The 19,008-nt window shown below is 63.8% G+C and carries 16 protein-coding genes and 1 tRNA gene; 16 read left to right on the top strand and 1 reads right to left on the bottom strand.

Annotated elements, in window-relative coordinates:
- Positions 1 to 7: 7 nt before the first annotated feature.
- The 12 genes from KIP89_RS01760 (at position 8) to rpoC (ending at position 14,317) form a co-directional block, all read left to right on the top strand.
- Positions 8 to 124, top strand: coding sequence for an EF-Tu C-terminal domain-related protein (locus tag KIP89_RS01760; RefSeq protein WP_369807025.1), 117 nt, complete (start codon positions 8 to 10; stop codon positions 122 to 124).
- A 416-nt stretch (positions 125 to 540) separates the two neighbouring features.
- Positions 541 to 617 (top strand) — tRNA-Trp (locus tag KIP89_RS01765).
- Positions 618 to 795: 178 nt separating this feature from the next.
- Complete coding sequence (gene secE / locus KIP89_RS01770) at positions 796 to 993, top strand: preprotein translocase subunit SecE (protein WP_213373615.1); 198 nt, start codon at positions 796 to 798, stop codon at positions 991 to 993.
- 11 nt (positions 994 to 1,004) lie between these two features.
- Positions 1,005 to 1,535, top strand: a complete 531-nt coding sequence (gene nusG, locus KIP89_RS01775) for a transcription termination/antitermination protein NusG (protein ID WP_213753705.1) — start codon at positions 1,005 to 1,007, stop codon at positions 1,533 to 1,535.
- Positions 1,536 to 1,715: 180 nt separating this feature from the next.
- Positions 1,716 to 2,318: a DJ-1/PfpI family protein gene (locus KIP89_RS01780; RefSeq protein WP_213753706.1), complete on the top strand. Its 603-nt coding sequence runs from the start codon at positions 1,716 to 1,718 to the stop codon at positions 2,316 to 2,318.
- Between the two features lie 93 nt (positions 2,319 to 2,411).
- Positions 2,412 to 2,789: a ribbon-helix-helix domain-containing protein gene (locus KIP89_RS01785; RefSeq protein WP_213753707.1), complete on the top strand. Its 378-nt coding sequence runs from the start codon at positions 2,412 to 2,414 to the stop codon at positions 2,787 to 2,789.
- A 239-nt stretch (positions 2,790 to 3,028) separates the two neighbouring features.
- Positions 3,029 to 3,478: a 50S ribosomal protein L11 gene (gene rplK / locus KIP89_RS01790; protein WP_213753708.1), complete on the top strand. Its 450-nt coding sequence runs from the start codon at positions 3,029 to 3,031 to the stop codon at positions 3,476 to 3,478.
- 4 nt (positions 3,479 to 3,482) lie between these two features.
- Positions 3,483 to 4,184, top strand: coding sequence for a 50S ribosomal protein L1 (rplA, locus tag KIP89_RS01795; RefSeq protein WP_213753709.1), 702 nt, complete (start codon positions 3,483 to 3,485; stop codon positions 4,182 to 4,184).
- Positions 4,185 to 4,650: 466 nt separating this feature from the next.
- Positions 4,651 to 5,169 (top strand): 50S ribosomal protein L10, encoded by a 519-nt coding sequence (gene rplJ, locus KIP89_RS01800; RefSeq protein WP_213753710.1) that lies wholly within the window; start codon positions 4,651 to 4,653, stop codon positions 5,167 to 5,169.
- Between the two features lie 50 nt (positions 5,170 to 5,219).
- Positions 5,220 to 5,594, top strand: a complete 375-nt coding sequence (gene rplL / locus KIP89_RS01805) for a 50S ribosomal protein L7/L12 (RefSeq protein WP_213753711.1) — start codon at positions 5,220 to 5,222, stop codon at positions 5,592 to 5,594.
- Between the two features lie 276 nt (positions 5,595 to 5,870).
- Positions 5,871 to 10,001 (top strand): DNA-directed RNA polymerase subunit beta, encoded by a 4,131-nt coding sequence (gene rpoB / locus KIP89_RS01810; RefSeq protein ID WP_213753712.1) that lies wholly within the window; start codon positions 5,871 to 5,873, stop codon positions 9,999 to 10,001.
- A gap of 125 nt (positions 10,002 to 10,126) precedes the next feature.
- A complete protein-coding gene (gene rpoC / locus KIP89_RS01815) occupies positions 10,127 to 14,317 on the top strand; it encodes a DNA-directed RNA polymerase subunit beta' (protein ID WP_213753713.1) in 4,191 nt (1,396 codons plus the stop codon).
- Positions 14,318 to 14,420: 103 nt separating this feature from the next.
- On the opposite strand, the gene KIP89_RS01820 is transcribed toward rpoC, so the two are convergent.
- On the bottom strand, positions 14,421 to 14,843 hold the full coding sequence (locus tag KIP89_RS01820; RefSeq protein WP_213753714.1) for an organic hydroperoxide resistance protein: 423 nt from the start codon (positions 14,841 to 14,843) through the stop codon (positions 14,421 to 14,423).
- Between the two features lie 1,019 nt (positions 14,844 to 15,862).
- Here KIP89_RS01820 and rpsL point away from each other — a divergent pair.
- The 4 genes from rpsL to KIP89_RS01840 all read left to right on the top strand — a co-directional run.
- Positions 15,863 to 16,234 carry a 30S ribosomal protein S12 gene (gene rpsL / locus KIP89_RS01825; RefSeq protein ID WP_018390597.1) on the top strand — a complete coding sequence of 124 codons (372 nt, stop codon included), beginning with the start codon at positions 15,863 to 15,865 and terminating at the stop codon, positions 16,232 to 16,234.
- 11 nt (positions 16,235 to 16,245) lie between these two features.
- The gene (rpsG, locus tag KIP89_RS01830) at positions 16,246 to 16,716 is read left to right on the top strand and encodes a 30S ribosomal protein S7 (RefSeq protein ID WP_213753715.1); all 471 of its coding nucleotides are present in this window, start codon (positions 16,246 to 16,248) and stop codon (positions 16,714 to 16,716) included.
- A gap of 27 nt (positions 16,717 to 16,743) precedes the next feature.
- On the top strand, positions 16,744 to 18,819 hold the full coding sequence (gene fusA, locus KIP89_RS01835; protein ID WP_213753716.1) for an elongation factor G: 2,076 nt from the start codon (positions 16,744 to 16,746) through the stop codon (positions 18,817 to 18,819).
- A 62-nt stretch (positions 18,820 to 18,881) separates the two neighbouring features.
- On the top strand, positions 18,882 to 19,008 hold a 127-nt coding region (locus KIP89_RS01840; protein ID WP_250152467.1), incomplete at its 3' end, for a GTP-binding protein.

The following is a 19,008-nucleotide window of genomic DNA, read 5'->3' on the forward strand; positions in this document are numbered from 1 at the left end:
CGACAACATCACGGTTGACGTGGCGCTGATCGTTCCGATCGCGATGGAAGAGAAGCTGCGCTTCGCCATCCGCGAAGGCGGTCGCACCGTCGGCGCCGGCGTCGTCGCCTCCATCATCGAGTGATCCGGGAAGCGCCTCGGCGCTTCCCTTCGGACCCGCGCCAAGGGCGCGGGTCTTTCGATGTCTCGCCGTCAGTGCCGTCGCCGGTCTGGTCTGGGGTTTTTCCTCGGGTCTGCCGGCGCAGGCGGCATGCCCGGAGCGCCCGTCCTGCAGGGGATGTGGATGCAAGGGTGGGCCCGGTTATCGCGGGCCAGACGGTAAATGCGTCGGATTCGCCGGTCTCACCAAGGTGTGCGGCGATCCGCCGACCACGCGCTGCACATTCGAGAACGCACCGGGAGCCGGTGCCAACCGTGAATGTGCCCTGTCCGCCCCGTCAATTGCTCAGCCGGGTGTGGAGTGAGGCGCGCGATCCACTGTCCTCTCTTTACAGCGGGCAGGCGGATCAACTAGGAAGACCCGGCCCGCTCGCGGGCTGTAGGAGTGTAGCTCAACTGGTTAGAGCACCGGTCTCCAAAACCGGGGGTTGGGGGTTCGAGTCCCTCCACTCCTGCCACCCTCTCCGCCGGTGGCAGGCAACGCAGCAAACGTCCCTTTGACGCGAAGCCACTTTGCGGGCTATACGCCCGCTTCGCGCGTTTGGACGATCCGATCGCGAAAAGGCCCGTCAGGGCTTTTGGCGACACCCGCAGGTGGCGGCGCGGCCCCTGCCTTAGAGGCGTTTCGAGACGAAGATGGCGAAGACGAACCCGGTCGAGTTCTTTCAGCAGGTCCGCGCGGAAGCCCGCAAGGTCACCTGGCCGACCCGTCGCGAGACGTTGATCACGACGGCGATGGTTTTCGTCATGGTGGTGCTGGCGTCGCTCTTCTTCCTGGTCGCGGACCAGGTCCTGAGCTTCGTCATCGCCCAGATCCTGCAGATCGGTCGTTGAGGAGACACCCGATGCCGATGCGCTGGTACATCGTTCACGCCTATTCGAACTTCGAGAAGAAGGTCGCGGATTCCATCAAGGAACAGGCGGCCCAGCGTGGCCTTACCGATCTGTTCGAGCAGGTGCTGGTTCCGACCGAGAAGGTCGTCGAGGTGCGCCGCGGCCGCAAGGTCGATGCCGAACGCAAGTTTTTTCCCGGCTATGTGCTGGTGAAGATGGACCTCACCGACGAGGCCTTCCACCTCATCAAGAACACGCCGAAGGTCACCGGCTTCCTCGGTGCCGACAACAAGCCGATGCCGATTCCCGAGCGGGAAGCGATGCGCATCATCCAGCAGGTGCAGGAAGGCATCGAGCGCCCGAAGCCCTCGATCAGCTTCGAGGTCGGTGAGACGGTCAAGGTGTCCGACGGCCCCTTCGCCTCCTTCAATGGCGTCGTCGAGGAAGTGGACGAGCCCCGTTCGCGCCTCAAGGTCGCGGTCTCGATCTTCGGCCGCGCCACGCCGGTGGAACTGGAATTCGCTCAGGTCGAGAAGGTCTGAGCCGACACGACAGGCGGAGCATCGCTCGCACTGCATGATCCCCGGGCTGGTCCCGGGGATTTTCGTTTGTGGCGCCTGCCGGCGCGATAGCGGGTTAACACCCTGGGCAAGCCAGCCGGGCCTAGACTTCTCCCCATCCGAGGTGGCGATGTAACGCCGCCCGCGACAAGGGAGGACAAGATGGCTGCCAAGCGCATTCTCATGATCGTCGGCGACTTCGTGGAAGACTACGAGGTCATGGTGCCGTTTCAGGCGCTGCTCGCCGTCGGCCACACCGTCCATGCGGTGTGTCCCGACAAGAAGGCGGGCGACAGCGTCCACACCGCCATTCACGACTTCGAGGGACAGCAGACCTATTCGGAAAAGCGCGGGCACAATTTCGCGCTCAACGCCAGCTTCGCCGACATCGACCCGGCGCGCTACGACGCGCTGGTGATTCCCGGCGGGCGCGCACCTGAATATCTGCGGCTCAATACCCGCGTGATCGAGATCGTCCGCCACTTCTTCGAGACGGCAAAGCCCGTTGCCGCCATCTGTCACGGTGCCCAGTTGCTGGCCGGGGCGCGGGTGCTGGAAGGGCGGACCTGCTCGGCCTATCCCGCCTGCCGCGCCGATGTCGAACTTGCCGGCGGCACCTATGCAGATATCGCCATCGATGCGGCCGTCACCGACGGCAATCTCGTCACCGCCCCCGCCTGGCCGGCGCATCCGGCGTGGATCGGGCAGTTCCTCGGCGTGCTCGGTACCCGGATCGTGCATGAGGAGGTGCGGCAGGCGGCCTGAGCGGCCTTCGCGCACGCGCTGAAGAGGAATAGGATCAAGCCGGCGGCGCGGCAATCCGTGCCGCCGGCTCTAATGGCGCGCGGAGGGCGAAGCATGTGCAAGCTGTTCATTCAGGCCGATCCGCATCTCTGGCAGACGCGGCTGAAGTCGGTGCGCCTTAGCGGTTTCTCGACCAGCGTGCGGCTGGAGAATCTCTACTGGCAGGTGCTGGATGAGGTCGCCGAGCGTGACGGCATGAGCGTCTCGCAGCTTCTCACCAAGCTTCACGAGGAACTCACCTTCGCCCATGGCGAGGTGGAGAACTTTGCCTCCTTCCTGCGCGTGTGCTGCGGGCGCTATCTGATGCTCCAGCTTGCGGGCGACGTGCCGCGCGATCTCGGCACCTCCATTCGCAGCCTCGATGCCGAGGCCATCCTGGCCCGCGAGGCGGGCCGCGCGCGCGGCGGAAAGCGGATGCCGACCGCGGCCTGATCGCGGCGGCGGCGTTGCCGCTTTGCCGTTCTCCCCTTCCTTTGTGCGCCATTCTGGTGTAAGCGGACCCCGCATCACCTCGTGATGCCTACATCCGCGGGAGGCATGTCCGGTTCGCCAGCCGGAGCAAACATGCCGCTACCGCGACCCGGAACCCACGTCGCCCACGGCCTCGATCGGCCGTGCCGGCGTGTTTTGTGCTGGTGGCCTGGCAGCCGTCAGCGCAACAGGAGCCTTTCATGGCGAAGAAGATTACCGGCTATGTGAAGCTGCAGGTGCCGGCCGGCTCGGCCAACCCGGCCCCGCCGATCGGTCCCGCGCTCGGCCAGCGCGGCCTGAACATCATGGAATTCTGCAAGGCGTTCAACGCCCAGACCGCCCAGATGGAAAAGGGGATGCCGATCCCCGTCCTGATCACCGCGTATCAGGATCGTTCCTTCACCTTCGAGCTCAAGACCCCCCCGGTCTCCTACTTCCTGAAGAAGGCGGCGGGTCTGGTGACGAAGAAGAAGCCCGGCTCGGGCTCGAAGACTCCCGGCAAGGGCGGCTTCGTCGGCAAGGTCTCGCAGGCTCAGATGCGCGAGATCGCCGAAGTGAAGATGAAGGATCTGAACTGCGATACCGTCGAATCGGCGGTCCGCATGATCGAGGGCTCCGCCCGTTCCATGGGCCTCGAAGTGGTGGGTTGAGCTGATGGCCAAGGTTTCCAAGCGTATTCGCGCTGTGCGCGAAGGTATCGATCCGGTGAAGCTCTACAGCCTCGATGAGGCTCTGACGCTTCTGAAGGAGCGTGCCACCGCCAAGTTCGACGAAACTATCGAGCTGGCGATGAATCTCGGCGTCGATCCGCGTCACGCCGACCAGATGGTCCGTGGCGTGTGCAACCTGCCGAACGGCTCGGGCCGCACCGTGCGCGTCGCCGTGTTCGCCCGTGGCGCCAAGGCTGACGAAGCCACGGCGGCGGGTGCGGACATCGTCGGCGCCGAGGATCTGCTCGAGAGCATCCAGGGCGGCAAGATCGATTTCGATCGCTGCATCGCGACCCCGGACCTCATGCCGCTGGTCGGTCGTCTCGGCAAGGTGCTCGGCCCGCGCGGCCTGATGCCGAACCCGAAGGTCGGCACCGTGACCATGGACGTCAAGGGCGCTGTCGAAGCGGCCAAGGGCGGCGCGGTCGAGTTCCGCGTCGAGAAGGCCGGCATCATTCACGCCGGTATCGGCAAGGCCTCGTTCCCGGTCGAAAAGCTCGCCGAGAACATCCGCGCCTTCGCCGACGCCGTTGTGAAGGCCAAGCCGACCGGCGCCAAGGGCAACTATGTCCAGCGCATCGCCCTCTCCTCGACCATGGGTCCCGGCCTCAAGCTTGAGCCGGCCTCGGTCCTGACCGCTTCCTGATCCCGCGATGGATCGGCCCCGCGGGTCGCGGGGCCGTGATCGCGTCAGGGTGGATTTGTCAAGAGCCTGATGCTATCAGGGGTGACAAATCCCGAGCGACCCTCTATATGGGCGGTTTCGCGTCCGACTCCATGTCGGGCGTGAGTCGATGACATTCGAAGCTTTCACCCGAGTGAAATCGGGTGGAGAGGCCGGTAGGGCTCGCCCTGCCGGCTTTAAGTCCTGTCCGAGACTGCCGGCGCCCCTCGTCCGAGGTGGCTTAATCCCGTAGGGGCCAGCATAGACGGGGTACGACCGCGTGAAGGGTTCCGGTGCGCCGGGACTTGGATTTCGGCTCGAACCAGCGCCTTGGCCGGTTTTCGGTCCCAAGGGGACAGGATGCTAACCGTCGCCGCTCGCAAGAGGGGCGGCAAGGCGCAAACCCGGCGGGGGAGATTCTCTTCCTCGCCACCGGAGAGCAAGTGAAGTGGATCGAGCGCAAAAAGCAGAGCTCGTCACGTCGCTGTCCGAGGTGTTCAAGAACACTTCGGTCGTCGTCGTGGCCCACTATTCCGGCCTCACCGTCGCCCAGATGTCGGCCCTGCGCCGCCAGATGAAGGCGAATGGTGCGACCGTGAAGGTGGCGAAAAACCGCCTCGCGAAGATCGCTCTCGAAGGTTCGGACGTCGCACATGTCGGATCCCTGCTGAAGGGCCCGACCATCATCGCTTATTCGAGCGATCCTGTTGCGGCCCCGAAGGCTGCCGTCGATTTCGCCAAGGCCAACGACAAGTTCGTGATCCTTGGTGGAGCCTTCGGCACCACGGCCCTGAATGTGGATGGTGTGAAGGCTCTGGCCACCATGCCCTCCCTTGATGAACTGCGTGCGAAGCTGGTCGGCCTTATCCAGGCCCCGGCGACCAAGATCGCCCAGCTCAGCACCGCGCCGGCGGCTAAGCTCGCCCGTGTGTTCGCGGCCTATGCCAAAGAGAACGAAGCCGCGTGAGGCTTTACCGGTAATACTGGTTCGAACCGAAATCCAAGGACTTAAGTAAAATGGCTGATCTGTCGAAGCTCGTTGACGAGCTGTCCGCCCTGACCGTTCTCGAGGCCGCCGAGCTCGCGAAGCTCCTCGAAGAGAAGTGGGGCGTTTCCGCCGCGGCCGCCGTGGCCGTTGCCGCTGCCCCGGCTGGCGCTGCCGCGCCGGTTGCTGAAGAGCAGACCGAGTTCACCGTTGTCCTGGCTTCGGCCGGCGACAAGAAGATCGAGGTCATCAAGGAAGTCCGCGCCATCACTGGCCTGGGCCTCAAGGAAGCCAAGGATCTTGTCGAAGCTGCGCCCAAGGCCGTCAAGGAAGGCGTGACCAAGGACGAAGCCGAGAAGATCAAGGCCCAGATCGAGAAGGCTGGCGCCAAGGTCGAGCTCAAGTGATCTGACGATCATTTCGAGGCCGCCGGTTCGTCCGGCGGCCTCTGCCTTCGTCCTCCCGCCCCGGCGGGAAGGCGAGGCGGGAAGCCCCTGACGGCTTCCCCGACGATCCCGATGATGGGGGTCGTCGGGCGAGCCGTCAGATGCGCAGCCCGACAGGACGGTGCCCCGCACCGCAACCTGTACGTATTGTTGCATGGGATGCGTCGCCGCGTGTTGATGGGCAATGCCCGTAAGGCGGCTGACGCTGACGGTTGTTCGGACGGAGCGAGGAGCGACATGGCGCAGACGTTCACCGGTCGTAAGCGGGTCCGCAAGTTTTTCGGCAAGATCCAGGAAGTGGCTGAGATGCCGAACCTCATTGAGGTTCAGAAGGCATCCTATGACCAGTTCCTCCAGATCGAGGAGCCGAAGGGCGGGCGCGCGGATGACGGCATTCAGGCGGTCTTCAAGTCGGTATTCCCGATTTCGGACTTTTCGGGCGCAGCGATGCTCGAATTCGTCCGTTACGAGTTTGAGCCGCCGAAATATGACGTCGACGAGTGCCGCCAGCGTGGCATGACCTTCGCGGCGCCTCTCAAGGTCACGCTCCGTCTCATCGTGTTCGATGTCGATCCCGACACCGGCTCCAAGTCCGTCAAGGACATCAAGGAGCAGGACGTCTATATGGGCGACATCCCGCTGATGACCTCGAACGGCACGTTCATCGTGAACGGCACCGAGCGCGTCATCGTCTCGCAGATGCACCGGTCGCCCGGCGTGTTCTTCGACCACGACAAGGGCAAGACGCACTCCTCCGGCAAGCTGCTGTTCGCGGCCCGCATCATCCCGTATCGCGGTTCCTGGCTCGACATCGAGTTCGATGCCAAGGACATCGTGTTCGCGCGCATCGACCGCCGCCGCAAGATTCCGGTGACGAGCCTCCTGTTCGCCCTCGGTCTCGACGGCGAGGAAATCCTCAACACCTTCTACGAGACCATCTCCTTCACCCGCACGAAGGACGGATGGCGCATGCCGTTCGATCCCAAGCGCATGAAGGGCTACAAGGCTGTCGCGGACCTTGTGGACGCCGACACCGGCGAAGTCGTCGTCGAAGCCGGCAAGAAGATCACGGTCCGTCAGGCGCGCCTGCTCGCCGAGAAGGGCCTCAAGGCCCTCAAGATCTCCGACGAGGAGATGATCGGCCAGTATGTCGCCGAGGATCTCGTGAACCCGACCTCGGGCGAGATCCACGTCGAAGCCGGTGAGGAAGTCACCGACAAGATGCTCAAGCAGCTTGTCGAGCTCGGCTATGACGAGCTTCCGATCCTCGACATCGACCACATCAATGTGGGCGCCTATATCCGCAACACGCTGGCGGTCGACAAGAACCTCACCCGTGAGGATTCGCTGTTCGACATCTACCGCGTGATGCGTCCGGGCGAGCCGCCGACGCTCGATTCCGCGCAGGCGATGTTCCACTCGCTGTTCTTCGATTCCGAGCGTTACGATCTTTCCGCGGTTGGCCGCGTGAAGATGAACATGCGCCTCGACCTCGACTGCCCCGACACGATGCGCGTGCTGCGCCGCGAGGACATCCTCGCGGTCATCAAGACGCTTGTCGAACTGCGCGACGGCAAGGGCGAGATCGACGACATCGACCATCTCGGCAACCGCCGCGTGCGCTCGGTCGGCGAGCTGATGGAAAATCAGTACCGCGTCGGCCTGCTGCGCATGGAGCGCGCCATCAAGGAGCGCATGTCGTCCGTCGACATCGACACCGTGATGCCGCAGGACCTGATCAACGCGAAGCCCGTGGCGGCTGCGGTGCGCGAGTTTTTCGGCTCGTCGCAGCTCTCGCAGTTCATGGACCAGACCAACCCGCTGTCCGAGATCACGCACAAGCGTCGCCTCTCGGCTCTCGGCCCGGGCGGTCTGACCCGCGAGCGCGCCGGCTTCGAGGTGCGCGACGTGCACCCGACGCATTACGGCCGCATCTGCCCGATCGAGACCCCGGAAGGCCCGAACATCGGCCTCATCAACTCGCTGGCGACCTTCGCCCGCGTGAACAAGTACGGCTTCATCGAGGCGCCCTATCGCCGCGTCAAGGACAGCCAGGTTCAGGACGAAGTGGTCTATCTCTCCGCCATGGAGGAGGGGAAGTACTACGTCGCTCAGGCGAACATCCCGCTCGATGCCGAAGGCCGCTTCACCGAGGACCTGATCGTCTGCCGCCACGCCGGCGACGTTCTCCTGGTGACGCCGGACCGCGTCGACTTCATGGACGTGTCCCCCAAGCAGCTCGTCTCGGTCGCCGCCGCGCTCATCCCGTTCCTTGAGAACGACGACGCGAACCGCGCGCTGATGGGCTCGAACATGCAGCGTCAGGCTGTGCCGCTGGTCCGCGCCGATGCCCCCTTCGTGGGCACCGGCATGGAATCGATTGTCGCTCGTGACTCGGGGGCGGCCATCGCGGCCCGCCGCACCGGTGTCATCGACCAGGTGGACGCGACCCGTATCGTCATCCGCGCGACGGAAGAGAATGATCCGTCGAAGTCGGGCGTCGACATCTACCGCCTGCAGAAGTTCCAGCGTTCCAACCAGTCGACCTGCATCAACCAGCGTCCGCTGGTGCGTGTCGGCGACCGGGTGACGAAGGGCGACATCATCGCGGACGGTCCCTCGACCGATCTCGGCGATCTGGCGCTGGGCCGGAACATCCTCGTCGCGTTCATGCCGTGGAACGGCTACAACTTCGAGGACTCCATCCTTCTCTCCGAGAACATCTCGAAGGGCGACATCTTCTCCTCGATCCACATCGAGGAATTCGAGGTGATGGCCCGCGATACCAAGCTCGGGCCGGAGGAAATCACGCGCGACATTCCGAACGTGTCGGAAGAGGCGCTGAAGAACCTCGACGAAGCCGGCATCGTCTATATCGGTGCCGAAGTGCAGGCGGGCGACATTCTCTGCGGCAAGATCACGCCGAAGGGTGAGAGCCCGATGACCCCGGAAGAAAAGCTGCTGCGCGCCATCTTCGGCGAAAAGGCGGCTGACGTGCGCGACACCTCGCTGCGCGTTCCCCCGGGCGTCACCGGCACGGTCGTCGAAGTCCGCGTGTTCAACCGCCATGGCGTCGACAAGGACGAGCGCGCCCAGGCGATCGAGCGCGAGGAAATCGAGCGTCTGGCCAAGGACCGCGACGACGAACAAGCGATCCTCGATCGCAACGTGTTCGGCCGTCTCGCCGAGATGCTCGACGGCAAGACCGGCGTGGCCGGCCCCAAGGGCTTCAAGAAGGATACCGTCATCACCCGTTCGGTGATGACCGATTATCCGCGCAGCCAGTGGTGGCAGTTCGCCATCGCCGACGACCAGATGATGAGCGAGCTGGAAGCGATCCGCAACCAGTACGATGAGTCCAAGAAGCGGCTTGAGCAGCGTTTCCTCGACAAGGTCGAGAAGCTGCAGCGCGGCGACGAGATGCCTCCGGGCGTGATGAAGATGGTCAAGGTCTTCATCGCCGTGAAGCGCAAGATCCAGCCGGGCGACAAGATGGCCGGCCGGCACGGCAACAAGGGCGTGGTCTCGCGCATCGTCCCGGTCGAGGACATGCCGTTCCTTGAGGACGGTACCCCGGTCGACATGGTGCTCAACCCGCTCGGCGTGCCCTCGCGCATGAACGTCGGACAGATCCTTGAAACCCATATGGGTTGGGCCTGCGCCGGCCTCGGCAAGGTGATCGATCGGGCGATCGAGGCGTATCACGAGCAGAACGACATCGCGCCGCTCAAGGACGCCTTCGGCAAGATCTATGGCGAGGACGACACCATCGCCTCGCTGGACGAGGAAGGTCTGGTCGAGCTCGGTTCCAACCTGCGGCGCGGCGTTCCGATCGCGACGCCGGTGTTCGATGGCGCCCGCGAGGCGGATATCGAGCGGATGCTGGAGCTGGCCGGTCTCGACAAGTCGGCGCAGTCCTCTCTGTATGACGGGCGCAGCGGCGACCAGTTCGACCGTAAGGTGACCGTCGGCTACATCTACATGCTGAAGCTGCATCATCTTGTCGACGACAAGATCCATGCGCGCTCGATCGGCCCGTACTCGCTCGTGACCCAGCAGCCGCTGGGTGGCAAGGCGCAGTTCGGCGGACAGCGCTTCGGTGAAATGGAGGTGTGGGCTCTGGAAGCGTATGGCGCTGCCTATACGCTGCAGGAGATGCTCACCGTGAAGTCCGACGACGTCGCGGGCCGTACCAAGGTGTACGAAGCCATCGTGCGCGGCGACGACACCTTCGAAGCGGGTATTCCCGAGAGCTTCAACGTTCTCGTGAAGGAGATGCGTTCGCTTGGCCTCAATGTCGAGCTGATGAACTCCAAGACCCTCTCGGCGGTGCCTGGCTCGGGTGAGACCCTTCCAGCGGCCGAATGACCGACTGACTGACCAGCACGAGGGGCCGGACGCGGCCTCTCGTGTTCGCCCTCGTCATAGACAGAACTTTCTGTGACCTCAGCGACCCGCGGCGGCGGGGCGGGGTCCAGCCGAAGGAGACGGCGATGAATCAAGAGGTCATGAATCTCTTCAACCCGGCGGCGCCGGCGCCGACTTTCGATCAGATCAAAATCTCGATCGCGAGTCCGGAAAAGATCCTTTCGTGGTCCTTCGGCGAGATCAAGAAGCCGGAGACGATCAACTACCGTACCTTCAAGCCCGAGCGCGACGGCCTGTTCTGCGCGCGCATCTTCGGGCCGATCAAGGATTACGAGTGCTTGTGCGGCAAGTACAAGCGCATGAAGTACAAGGGCATCATCTGCGAGAAGTGCGGCGTCGAGGTCACCCTCTCGCGCGTGCGCCGCGAGCGCATGGGCCACATCGAGCTGGCCGCCCCGGTCGCGCATATCTGGTTCCTGAAGTCGCTCCCGAGCCGCATCGGCCTGCTGCTCGACATGACGCTCAAGGACCTCGAGCGCATCCTGTACTTTGAATATTACTGCGTGATCGAGCCGGGCCTCACCCCGCTGAAGGAGCGTCAGCTCCTTTCGGAAGAGGACTATCTGCGCGCTCAGGAAGAGTATGGCGATGACTCGTTCACCGCGCTGATCGGCGCGGAGGCGATCCGCGAGCTGCTGCGCTCGATGGACCTCGAGAAGATCGCCGGCAACCTACGCAAGGAGATCGCCGAGGCGACCACCGAGCTGAAGCCGAAGAAGCTCGCCAAGCGCCTGAAGATCGTCGAGGCCTTCCAGCTCTCCGGCAACAAGCCGGAATGGATGATCCTCACCCATGTGCCGGTCATCCCGCCGGATCTGCGTCCGCTGGTGCCGCTCGATGGCGGCCGCTTCGCGACGTCGGACCTCAACGACCTGTACCGCCGCGTCATCAACCGTAACAACCGCCTGAAGCGCCTCATCGAGCTGAAGGCGCCGGACATCATCATCCGCAACGAGAAGCGCATGCTTCAGGAAGCGGTCGATGCGCTGTTCGACAACGGCCGTCGCGGCCGCGTCATCACCGGCGCCAACAAGCGCCCGCTGAAGTCGCTCGCCGACATGCTCAAGGGCAAGCAGGGCCGGTTCCGTCAGAACCTGCTCGGCAAGCGCGTCGACTATTCCGGTCGTTCGGTGATCGTCGTTGGTCCCGAGCTGAAGCTGCACCAGTGCGGCCTGCCGAAGAAGATGGCGCTGGAGCTGTTCAAGCCGTTCATCTATTCGCGTCTCGACGCGAAGGGCCTGTCGGCGACCGTGAAGCAGGCGAAGAAGCTGGTCGAGAAGGAGCGTCCCGAGGTGTGGGACATCCTCGACGAGGTCATTCGCGAGCATCCGGTGATGCTGAACCGCGCGCCGACGCTGCATCGCCTGGGCATCCAGGCGTTCGAGCCGGTGCTGATCGAAGGCAAGGCGATCCAGCTTCACCCGCTGGTCTGCTCGGCCTTCAACGCGGACTTCGACGGCGACCAGATGGCGGTGCACGTGCCGCTGTCGATCGAGGCGCAGCTCGAAGCGCGCGTCCTGATGATGTCGACCAACAACATCCTGCACCCCGCGAACGGCGCGCCGATCATCGTGCCCTCGCAGGACATCGTGCTCGGCCTGTACTACCTGACCATGATGCGTGAGGGTGAGCCCGGCGAGGGCATGGCCTTCGCCAATATGGGCGAGATCGATCACGCGCTGGCCAACAAGGTCATCACGCTGCACACCAAGGTGCGCGGCCGCTATATCGGCGTGGACGAGGACGGCAAGCCGGCCTCGAAGATCCATGAGACCACCCCGGGCCGCATGAAGCTCGGCGAATTGCTGCCGAAGAACGCCAAGACCCCCTTCGACGTCGTCAACAAGCTGATGACGAAGAAGGAAATCTCGAACATGATCGACACCGTCTACCGCCACTGCGGTCAGAAGGAGACGGTCATCTTCTGCGACCGGATCATGACGCTCGGCTTCACCAACGCCTTCCGCGCCGGCATTTCCTTCGGCAAGGACGACATGGTGGTGCCCTCCAAGAAGTGGGACATGGTCGAAGAGACCCGTGCGCTCACCAAGGAGTATGAGCAGCAGTACAATGACGGCCTGATCACCCAGGGCGAAAAGTACAACAAGGTCGTGGATGCGTGGGGCAAGTGCTCCGCCCGCCTCGCCGACGAGATGATGGCTGAGATCTCGGCCGTGAAGAAGGACCCGGTGACGGGTCGCGAGAAGCAGATCAACTCGATCTACATGATGGCCCATTCGGGCGCCCGTGGTTCGCGCGAGCAGATGCGTCAGCTCGCGGCCATGCGCGGCCTCATGGCCAAGCCGTCGGGCGAGATCATCGAGACGCCGATCATCTCGAACTTCAAGGAAGGCCTGTCGGTTCTCGAATACTTCAACTCGACCCACGGCGCCCGTAAGGGCCTCGCGGACACCGCGTTGAAGACGGCCAACTCGGGCTACCTGACCCGTCGTCTCGTCGACGTGGCGCAGGACAGCATCATCACGTTGCGCGATTGCGGCACCGTCAATGGTATCGCCATGCGCGCCATCATCGACGCGGGCAACATCGTTGCCACGCTCGGCTCGCGCGTGCTTGGCCGTACGGCGGCGGAGGACGTGATCGAGGGGGCGACCGGCAATGTGATCGTGCCGGCCGGCCACATGATGGACGAGGCCGATGTCGAGCGCATCAGCAAGGCGGGCGTGCAGGAGATCAAGATCCGCTCCGTGCTGACCTGCGAGGCCAAGAATGGCGTCTGCGGCACCTGCTACGGACGCGATCTGGCCCGCGGCACGCCGGTCAATATGGGCGAGGCCGTCGGCGTCATCGCGGCGCAGTCGATCGGTGAGCCGGGTACCCAGCTCACCATGCGTACCTTCCACATCGGCGGCGCGGCGCAGCTCTCCGAGCAGTCCTTCATCGAGGCCTCGTTCGAGGGCACGGTGAAGATCCGCAACCGCAATGTGGTGCGGAACTCGGAAGGCGAGCTGATCGCGATGAGCCGTAACCTTTCCGTCCTGATCATCGATCATGACGGTTCGGAAAAGGCGGCTCACCGCATCCAGTTCGGCGCCAAGCTGAAGGTCGATGACGGCGACGCCATCAAGCGCGGCCAGCGCATCGCCGAGTGGGACCCCTATACCCGCCCGATCCTCACCGAAGTCGAGGGTACGGTTGGGTATGAGGACCTGGTCGAAGGCGCCTCGCTGAGCGAGACGGTCGACGAATCGACCGGTATCGCCAAGCGCGTCGTCACCGACTGGCGCACGGGTCGTGGCTCCGAGCTGCGTCCCTCGCTGGTGGTCAAGGGTGCCGACGGCAAGGTGCTGAAGCTGCCGCGCGGCGGCGACGCCCGCTACACGCTGCCCGTCGACGCGATCCTGTCGGCCGATCCCGGCTCGCACATCAAGGCGGGTGACGTGCTCGCCCGCGTGCCGATGGAGAGCGCCAAGACCCGCGACATCACGGGCGGCCTGCCGCGCGTGGCCGAGCTGTTCGAGGCGCGTCGTCCGAAGGATGCGGCGATCATCGCCGAAATCTCCGGCACGATCCGTTTCGGCAAGGATTACAAGAACAAGCGTCGCGTTTCGATCGAGCCGCAGGACTCGAACGACGATGCGGCCGAGTACCTGATCCCGAAGGGCAAGCACATCCATCTGCAGGATGGCGACCTCGTCGAGAAGGGCGACTTCATCGTCGACGGCAACCCTGCGCCGCACGACATTCTGGCGATCAAGGGCGTCGAGGAACTCGCCGCCTATCTGGTCAACGAAATCCAGGAGGTCTACCGGCTTCAGGGCGTGCTCATCAACGACAAGCACATCGAGGTCATCGTTCGGCAGATGCTGCAGAAGGTTGAGATCGACGACGCCGGCGAAAGCGACCTGCTCACCAATGAGCAGATCGACGTCTCCGAGCTGAACGAGATCAACGAGGTGCTGATCGCCGAAGGCAAGAAGCCGGCAAGCGGGCATCCCGTGCTGCTGGGCATCACCAAGGCCTCGCTGCAGACCCGCTCCTTCATCTCGGCCGCCTCCTTCCAGGAGACGACCCGGGTGCTCACCGAGGCGGCGGTCAACGGCAAGTCCGACGACCTCGCCGGCCTGAAGGAAAACGTGATCGTTGGCCGCCTCATCCCGGCGGGCACCGGTGCTCAGATGGCGAAGCTGCGCGTCACCGCCGCGACCCGCGATGATCTCATCACCGCGCAGAACGAGCAGGACGGCGTTGCCAGCAACGTGCCGCAGATCGAAGGGCCCGCCGCCGCCGAGTGATCGGCCCGGCAAGACCCAGAAACGAGAAGGGCCGCTCCCTCGGGAGCGGCCCTTTTGCGTTGTGATGTCCGGCTGGGGAGCCGGGTGAGCGCCAAGCCGGGGCTCAGGCGACGGTCAGGCGCACATCCAGGCTGCCGCGCGTGGCGTGGGAGTAGGGGCAGACGATGTGGGCACGGGCCACTAGATCTTCCGCCACGGCCCGCTCGACGCCCGGCAGCGTGATGGTGAGCGCCACGTCGAGGCCGAAGCCCTGGCCGTCGTCACGGGCGCCGATGCCGACATCCGCCGTGACGGTGCTGTCTTCCGCGATCTTGACCTTCTGCTGGCCGGCGACGAACTTGATGGCACCGAGGAAACAGGCGGAATAACCGGCCGCAAAGAGCTGCTCGGGATTATTGCCGGCGCCGCCGGGACCGCCCAACTCCTTCGGGGTAACCAGATCGACCTTGAGCGCGCCATCGGTCGTGGCGGCGGAGCCGGTACGGCCCCCCGTGGCGGTCGCCTGCGTCTTATAGAGAACCTTCATGATCACTCTCCATGGTTGATGCTGAGCATCCAAATCCTATCGCGGCCATATATATCGTGCGCGATGTAGATCGTATAGCGCGCCTTCCGACCTTCGTCCAGCAAAAAATATCGCGATAATTATTGTTGCTACAATTAACCGTGGAAGTATCCAGTGATGGTTCGTGGCGGCACCCGGTCTCCGGTCGCGCCACCGTTATGCGTCGCGGTCGCCTCTGCCATGCTTGGTGATGGAGTCCGCCGGCAGGGCGACCCGGCCGCAATCCCGGTGATGCTCTCGCTCCGACGAAAAGGCGGCTCCCGAGGGTGGAGAGCCCCGCCAGCTGCGACAGCGGTCTGTGCCGCTCCTCCTCTGGAGCCGACGTCTATTGGCCGCCGTGGCTTGGGGGCTGGCTTGAGCGGACGCCTATAAAGGCGGGCAGGGGGCGCTCGGCTACGGCCGATTCTCGATCCACCCGCTCGACATGCCCGGCTCGCCGGTTCGATTCGACATGATGGGCGATTCTCTCTCCAGGATTCGCGATTCCATGGAGATGCGGCAAAGGACGGTAGGTGGGAGGCGTGACAGCCATTTGACGCCTAACAACCTGATTTTCCGCCGAACCTAGCGTCACAAAGGCCTGAAGCAGCGCCGTCGACCGCCGCGAAGCCTGACGATTGAACGCTTTCGGGCTTGACGGGAGGCGAGTCGGCGCGTAGAAGGCGCCTACTTTCACGGCAGGCGGTTGAAGTTACCGCGTTCGGACGCCTTGTCTGGACACAGAACTTCAAGACGCTGCCGGAACGAGTGCACGACCAAAACCGGCGCATGATCGCGGTGATACGGCCTAGCCGTCGCGTGATCCTCTGAACGTACAGCGCCCTCGGCCAGGATGATGGCCGACGGCGCTTATTTCGTTCGCGAGTGCTGGTGCGTGCCGAATGTTCCGAACCGTCGAGAGAACGAATTGCGGTTGTAGCCGCGGAATTGGGTAGCGCGGGACACTCCTGTCCCGGCGCAGCGAGACGAAGGCGAGAGAAGTGCCGACGATCAACCAGCTGATCCGCAAGCCGCGGGAAGCCCAGAAGGCCCGGAACAAGGTTCCGGCGCTGCAGGCCAGCCCGCAGAAGCGCGGCGTTTGCACCCGCGTCTACACGACGACCCCGAAGAAGCCGAACTCGGCCCTTCGTAAGGTTGCCAAGGTACGTCTGACCAATGGCTACGAAGTCATCGGTTACATCCCCGGTGAGGGGCACAACCTGCAGGAACACTCCGTGGTGATGATCCGCGGCGGCCGCGTCAAGGATCTTCCCGGCGTGCGCTATCACATCCTGCGCGGCGTGCTCGATACGCAGGGCGTCAAGAACCGCAAGCAGCGCCGGTCGAAGTACGGCGCGAAGCGGCCGAAGTGAGGATTTGAGCGATGTCCCGTCGTCATCGTGCAGAGCGCCGTGAGGTCACCCCGGATCCGAAGTTCGGTTCCGAGGTGCTGAGCCGCTTCATGAACGCCGTCATGTATGACGGCAAGAAGTCGGTCGCCGAAGCGATCGTTTATGGTGCGCTCGACCTGGTCGAGAACCGCGCCAAGTCCGAGCCGCTGGGTGTGTTCACCCAGGCTCTGGACAATGTGAGCCCGGCCATCGAGGTGCGTTCGCGCCGCGTCGGCGGTGCCACCTATCAGGTGCCGGTCGAGGTTCGTCCCGAGCGTCGTCAGGCGCTGGCGATCCGCTGGCTGATCATTGCGGCCCGTGCCCGCAACGAAAAGACCATGGTCGAGCGTCTGTCCGGCGAGTTGCTGGATGCCTCGAACAATCGCGGCACCGCCGTGAAGAAACGTGAAGACACTCACCGCATGGCGGAGGCGAACCGCGCCTTCTCTCACTACCGTTGGTGATGACGAGAGCCGGGACGAGGATCTGATATGTCGCGCATTCACGCTATCGAAGACTACCGTAACTTCGGCATCATGGCCCACATTGATGCCGGCAAGACCACCACGACTGAACGGATCCTCTATTACACCGGCAAGAGCCACAAGATCGGCGAAGTCCATGATGGCGCTGCCACCATGGACTGGATGACCCAGGAGCAGGAGCGCGGCATCACCATCACGTCCGCCGCGACGACCGCTTTCTGGCACGGCAAGCGCCTGAACATCATCGACACCCCCGGCCACGTCGACTTCACCATTGAAGTCGAGCGTTCGCTGCGCGTGCTCGACGGCGCTGTCTGCGTTCTCGACGGCAACCAGGGCGTCGAGCCGCAGACCGAGACCGTGTGGCGTCAGGCTGACAAGTACAACGTGCCGCGCATCGTGTTCGTCAACAAGATGGACAAGACCGGCGCCGACTTCTTCCGCTGCGTCGAGATGATCATCGACCGCGTGGATGGCAAGCCGGTGTGCTGCCAGCTGCCGATCGGTTCCGAGAACAATTTCAAGGGCATCATTGACCTTGTCCGCATGAAGGCGGTCGTTTGGGACAATGAAGAGCTCGGCGCGAAGTATCACGACGAAGAGATCCCGGCCGAGCTGCTCGACCAGGCCGTCGAATATCGCGGCAAGCTGCTCGAAGCGGCTGTCGAGCTCGACGACGACGTTCTCTCGGCTTACCTCGACGGCGTTGAGCCGGACGAGGCGACCCTCAAGGGTCTGATCCGCAAGGCCGTCATCGGCCGCGTGTTCAACCCGGTGTTCTGCGGCTCGGCCTTCAAGAACAAGGGCGTGCAGCCCCTGCTCGACGCCGTGTGCGATTTCCTGCCGAGCCCGATCGATCGTGGCGCGATCAAGGGCATCGATTTCGACACCGAGGAAGAGACCGTTCGCAACCCGAACGACTCCGATCCGCTGTCGGTCCTCGCGTTCAAGATCATGGACGACCCGTTCGTCGGCACCATCACCTTCTGCCGCGTCTATTCGGGCAAGCTCGAGACCGGCATGGGTCTGCTGAACTCGACCCGCGACAAGAAGGAGCGCGTCGGCCGCATGCTCCTCATGCATGCGAACAACCGCGAAGACATCAAGGAAGCCTATGCCGGCGACATCGTCGCTCTGGCCGGCCTCAAGGAAGTCCGTACCGGTGACACGCTGTGCGACCCGGCCAAGCCCGTGATCCTCGAGAAGATGGAGTTCCCGGAACCCGTCATCGAGATCGCGATCGAGCCGAAGTCCAAGGCCGACCAGGAGAAGCTGGGCCTCGCTCTGGCGAAGCTCGCGGCGGAGGATCCGTCCTTCCGCGTGTCGACCGATTTCGAGAGCGGCCAGACCATCCTTAAGGGCATGGGCGAACTGCACCTCGACATCAAGGTCGACATCCTGAAGCGGACTTACAAGGTGGACGCCAATATCGGTGCGCCGCAGGTGGCCTATCGCGAGACGATCACCAAGCGGACCGAAGTTGACTACACCCACAAGAAGCAGACCGGCGGTACTGGCCAGTTCGCTCGCGTGAAGTTTGTGGTCGAGCCGAACGAAGTCGGCAAGGGCTTCGCCTTCGAGAGCAAGATCATCGGCGGTGCGGTTCCGAAGGAATACATCCCCGGCGTCAACAAGGGTCTGGAAAGCGTGCTCGGTTCGGGCGTGTTGGCCGGCTTCCCGGTGGTGGACGTCAAGGTCGAGCTGACCGATGGCGCGTATCACGAAGTCGACTCGTCGGCTCTCGCCTTCGAAATCGCCTCGCGTGCGGCGTTCCGTGAAGCCCTGCAGAAGGGCGGCGCGGTGCTCCTCGAGCCGATCATGAAGGTCGAGGTCGTGACGCCGGAAGATTACACGGGTTCGGTCATTGGCGATCTCAACTCTCGCCGCGGCCAGATTCAGGGCCAGGACATGCGTGGCAATGCGAACGTCGTGAATGCGATGGTGCCGCTGGCCAACATGTTCGGCTACGTCAATACGCTGCGGTCCTTCAGCCAGGGCCGCGCGACCTTCACCATGCAGTTCGACCACTACGAGCAGGTGCCGTCGAACGTCGCGCAGGAGGTTCAGGCCAAGTACGCGTGAGCGTCGGCCTGATCATCTGAGCGAATTCGCATCAACATTCGAATAGACCGACGGAGAGCGCCGTGGCCAAAGAGAAGTTCAACCGTTCGAAGCCTCACTGCAACATTGGCACGATTGGCCATGTTGACCATGGCAAGACGTCGCTGACGGCGGCGATCACGAAGGTTCTTGCGGAGTCGGGCGGCGCGA

The organism is Ancylobacter radicis (assembly GCF_018449475.1).
GTDB lineage: Bacteria > Pseudomonadota > Alphaproteobacteria > Rhizobiales > Xanthobacteraceae > Ancylobacter > Ancylobacter radicis.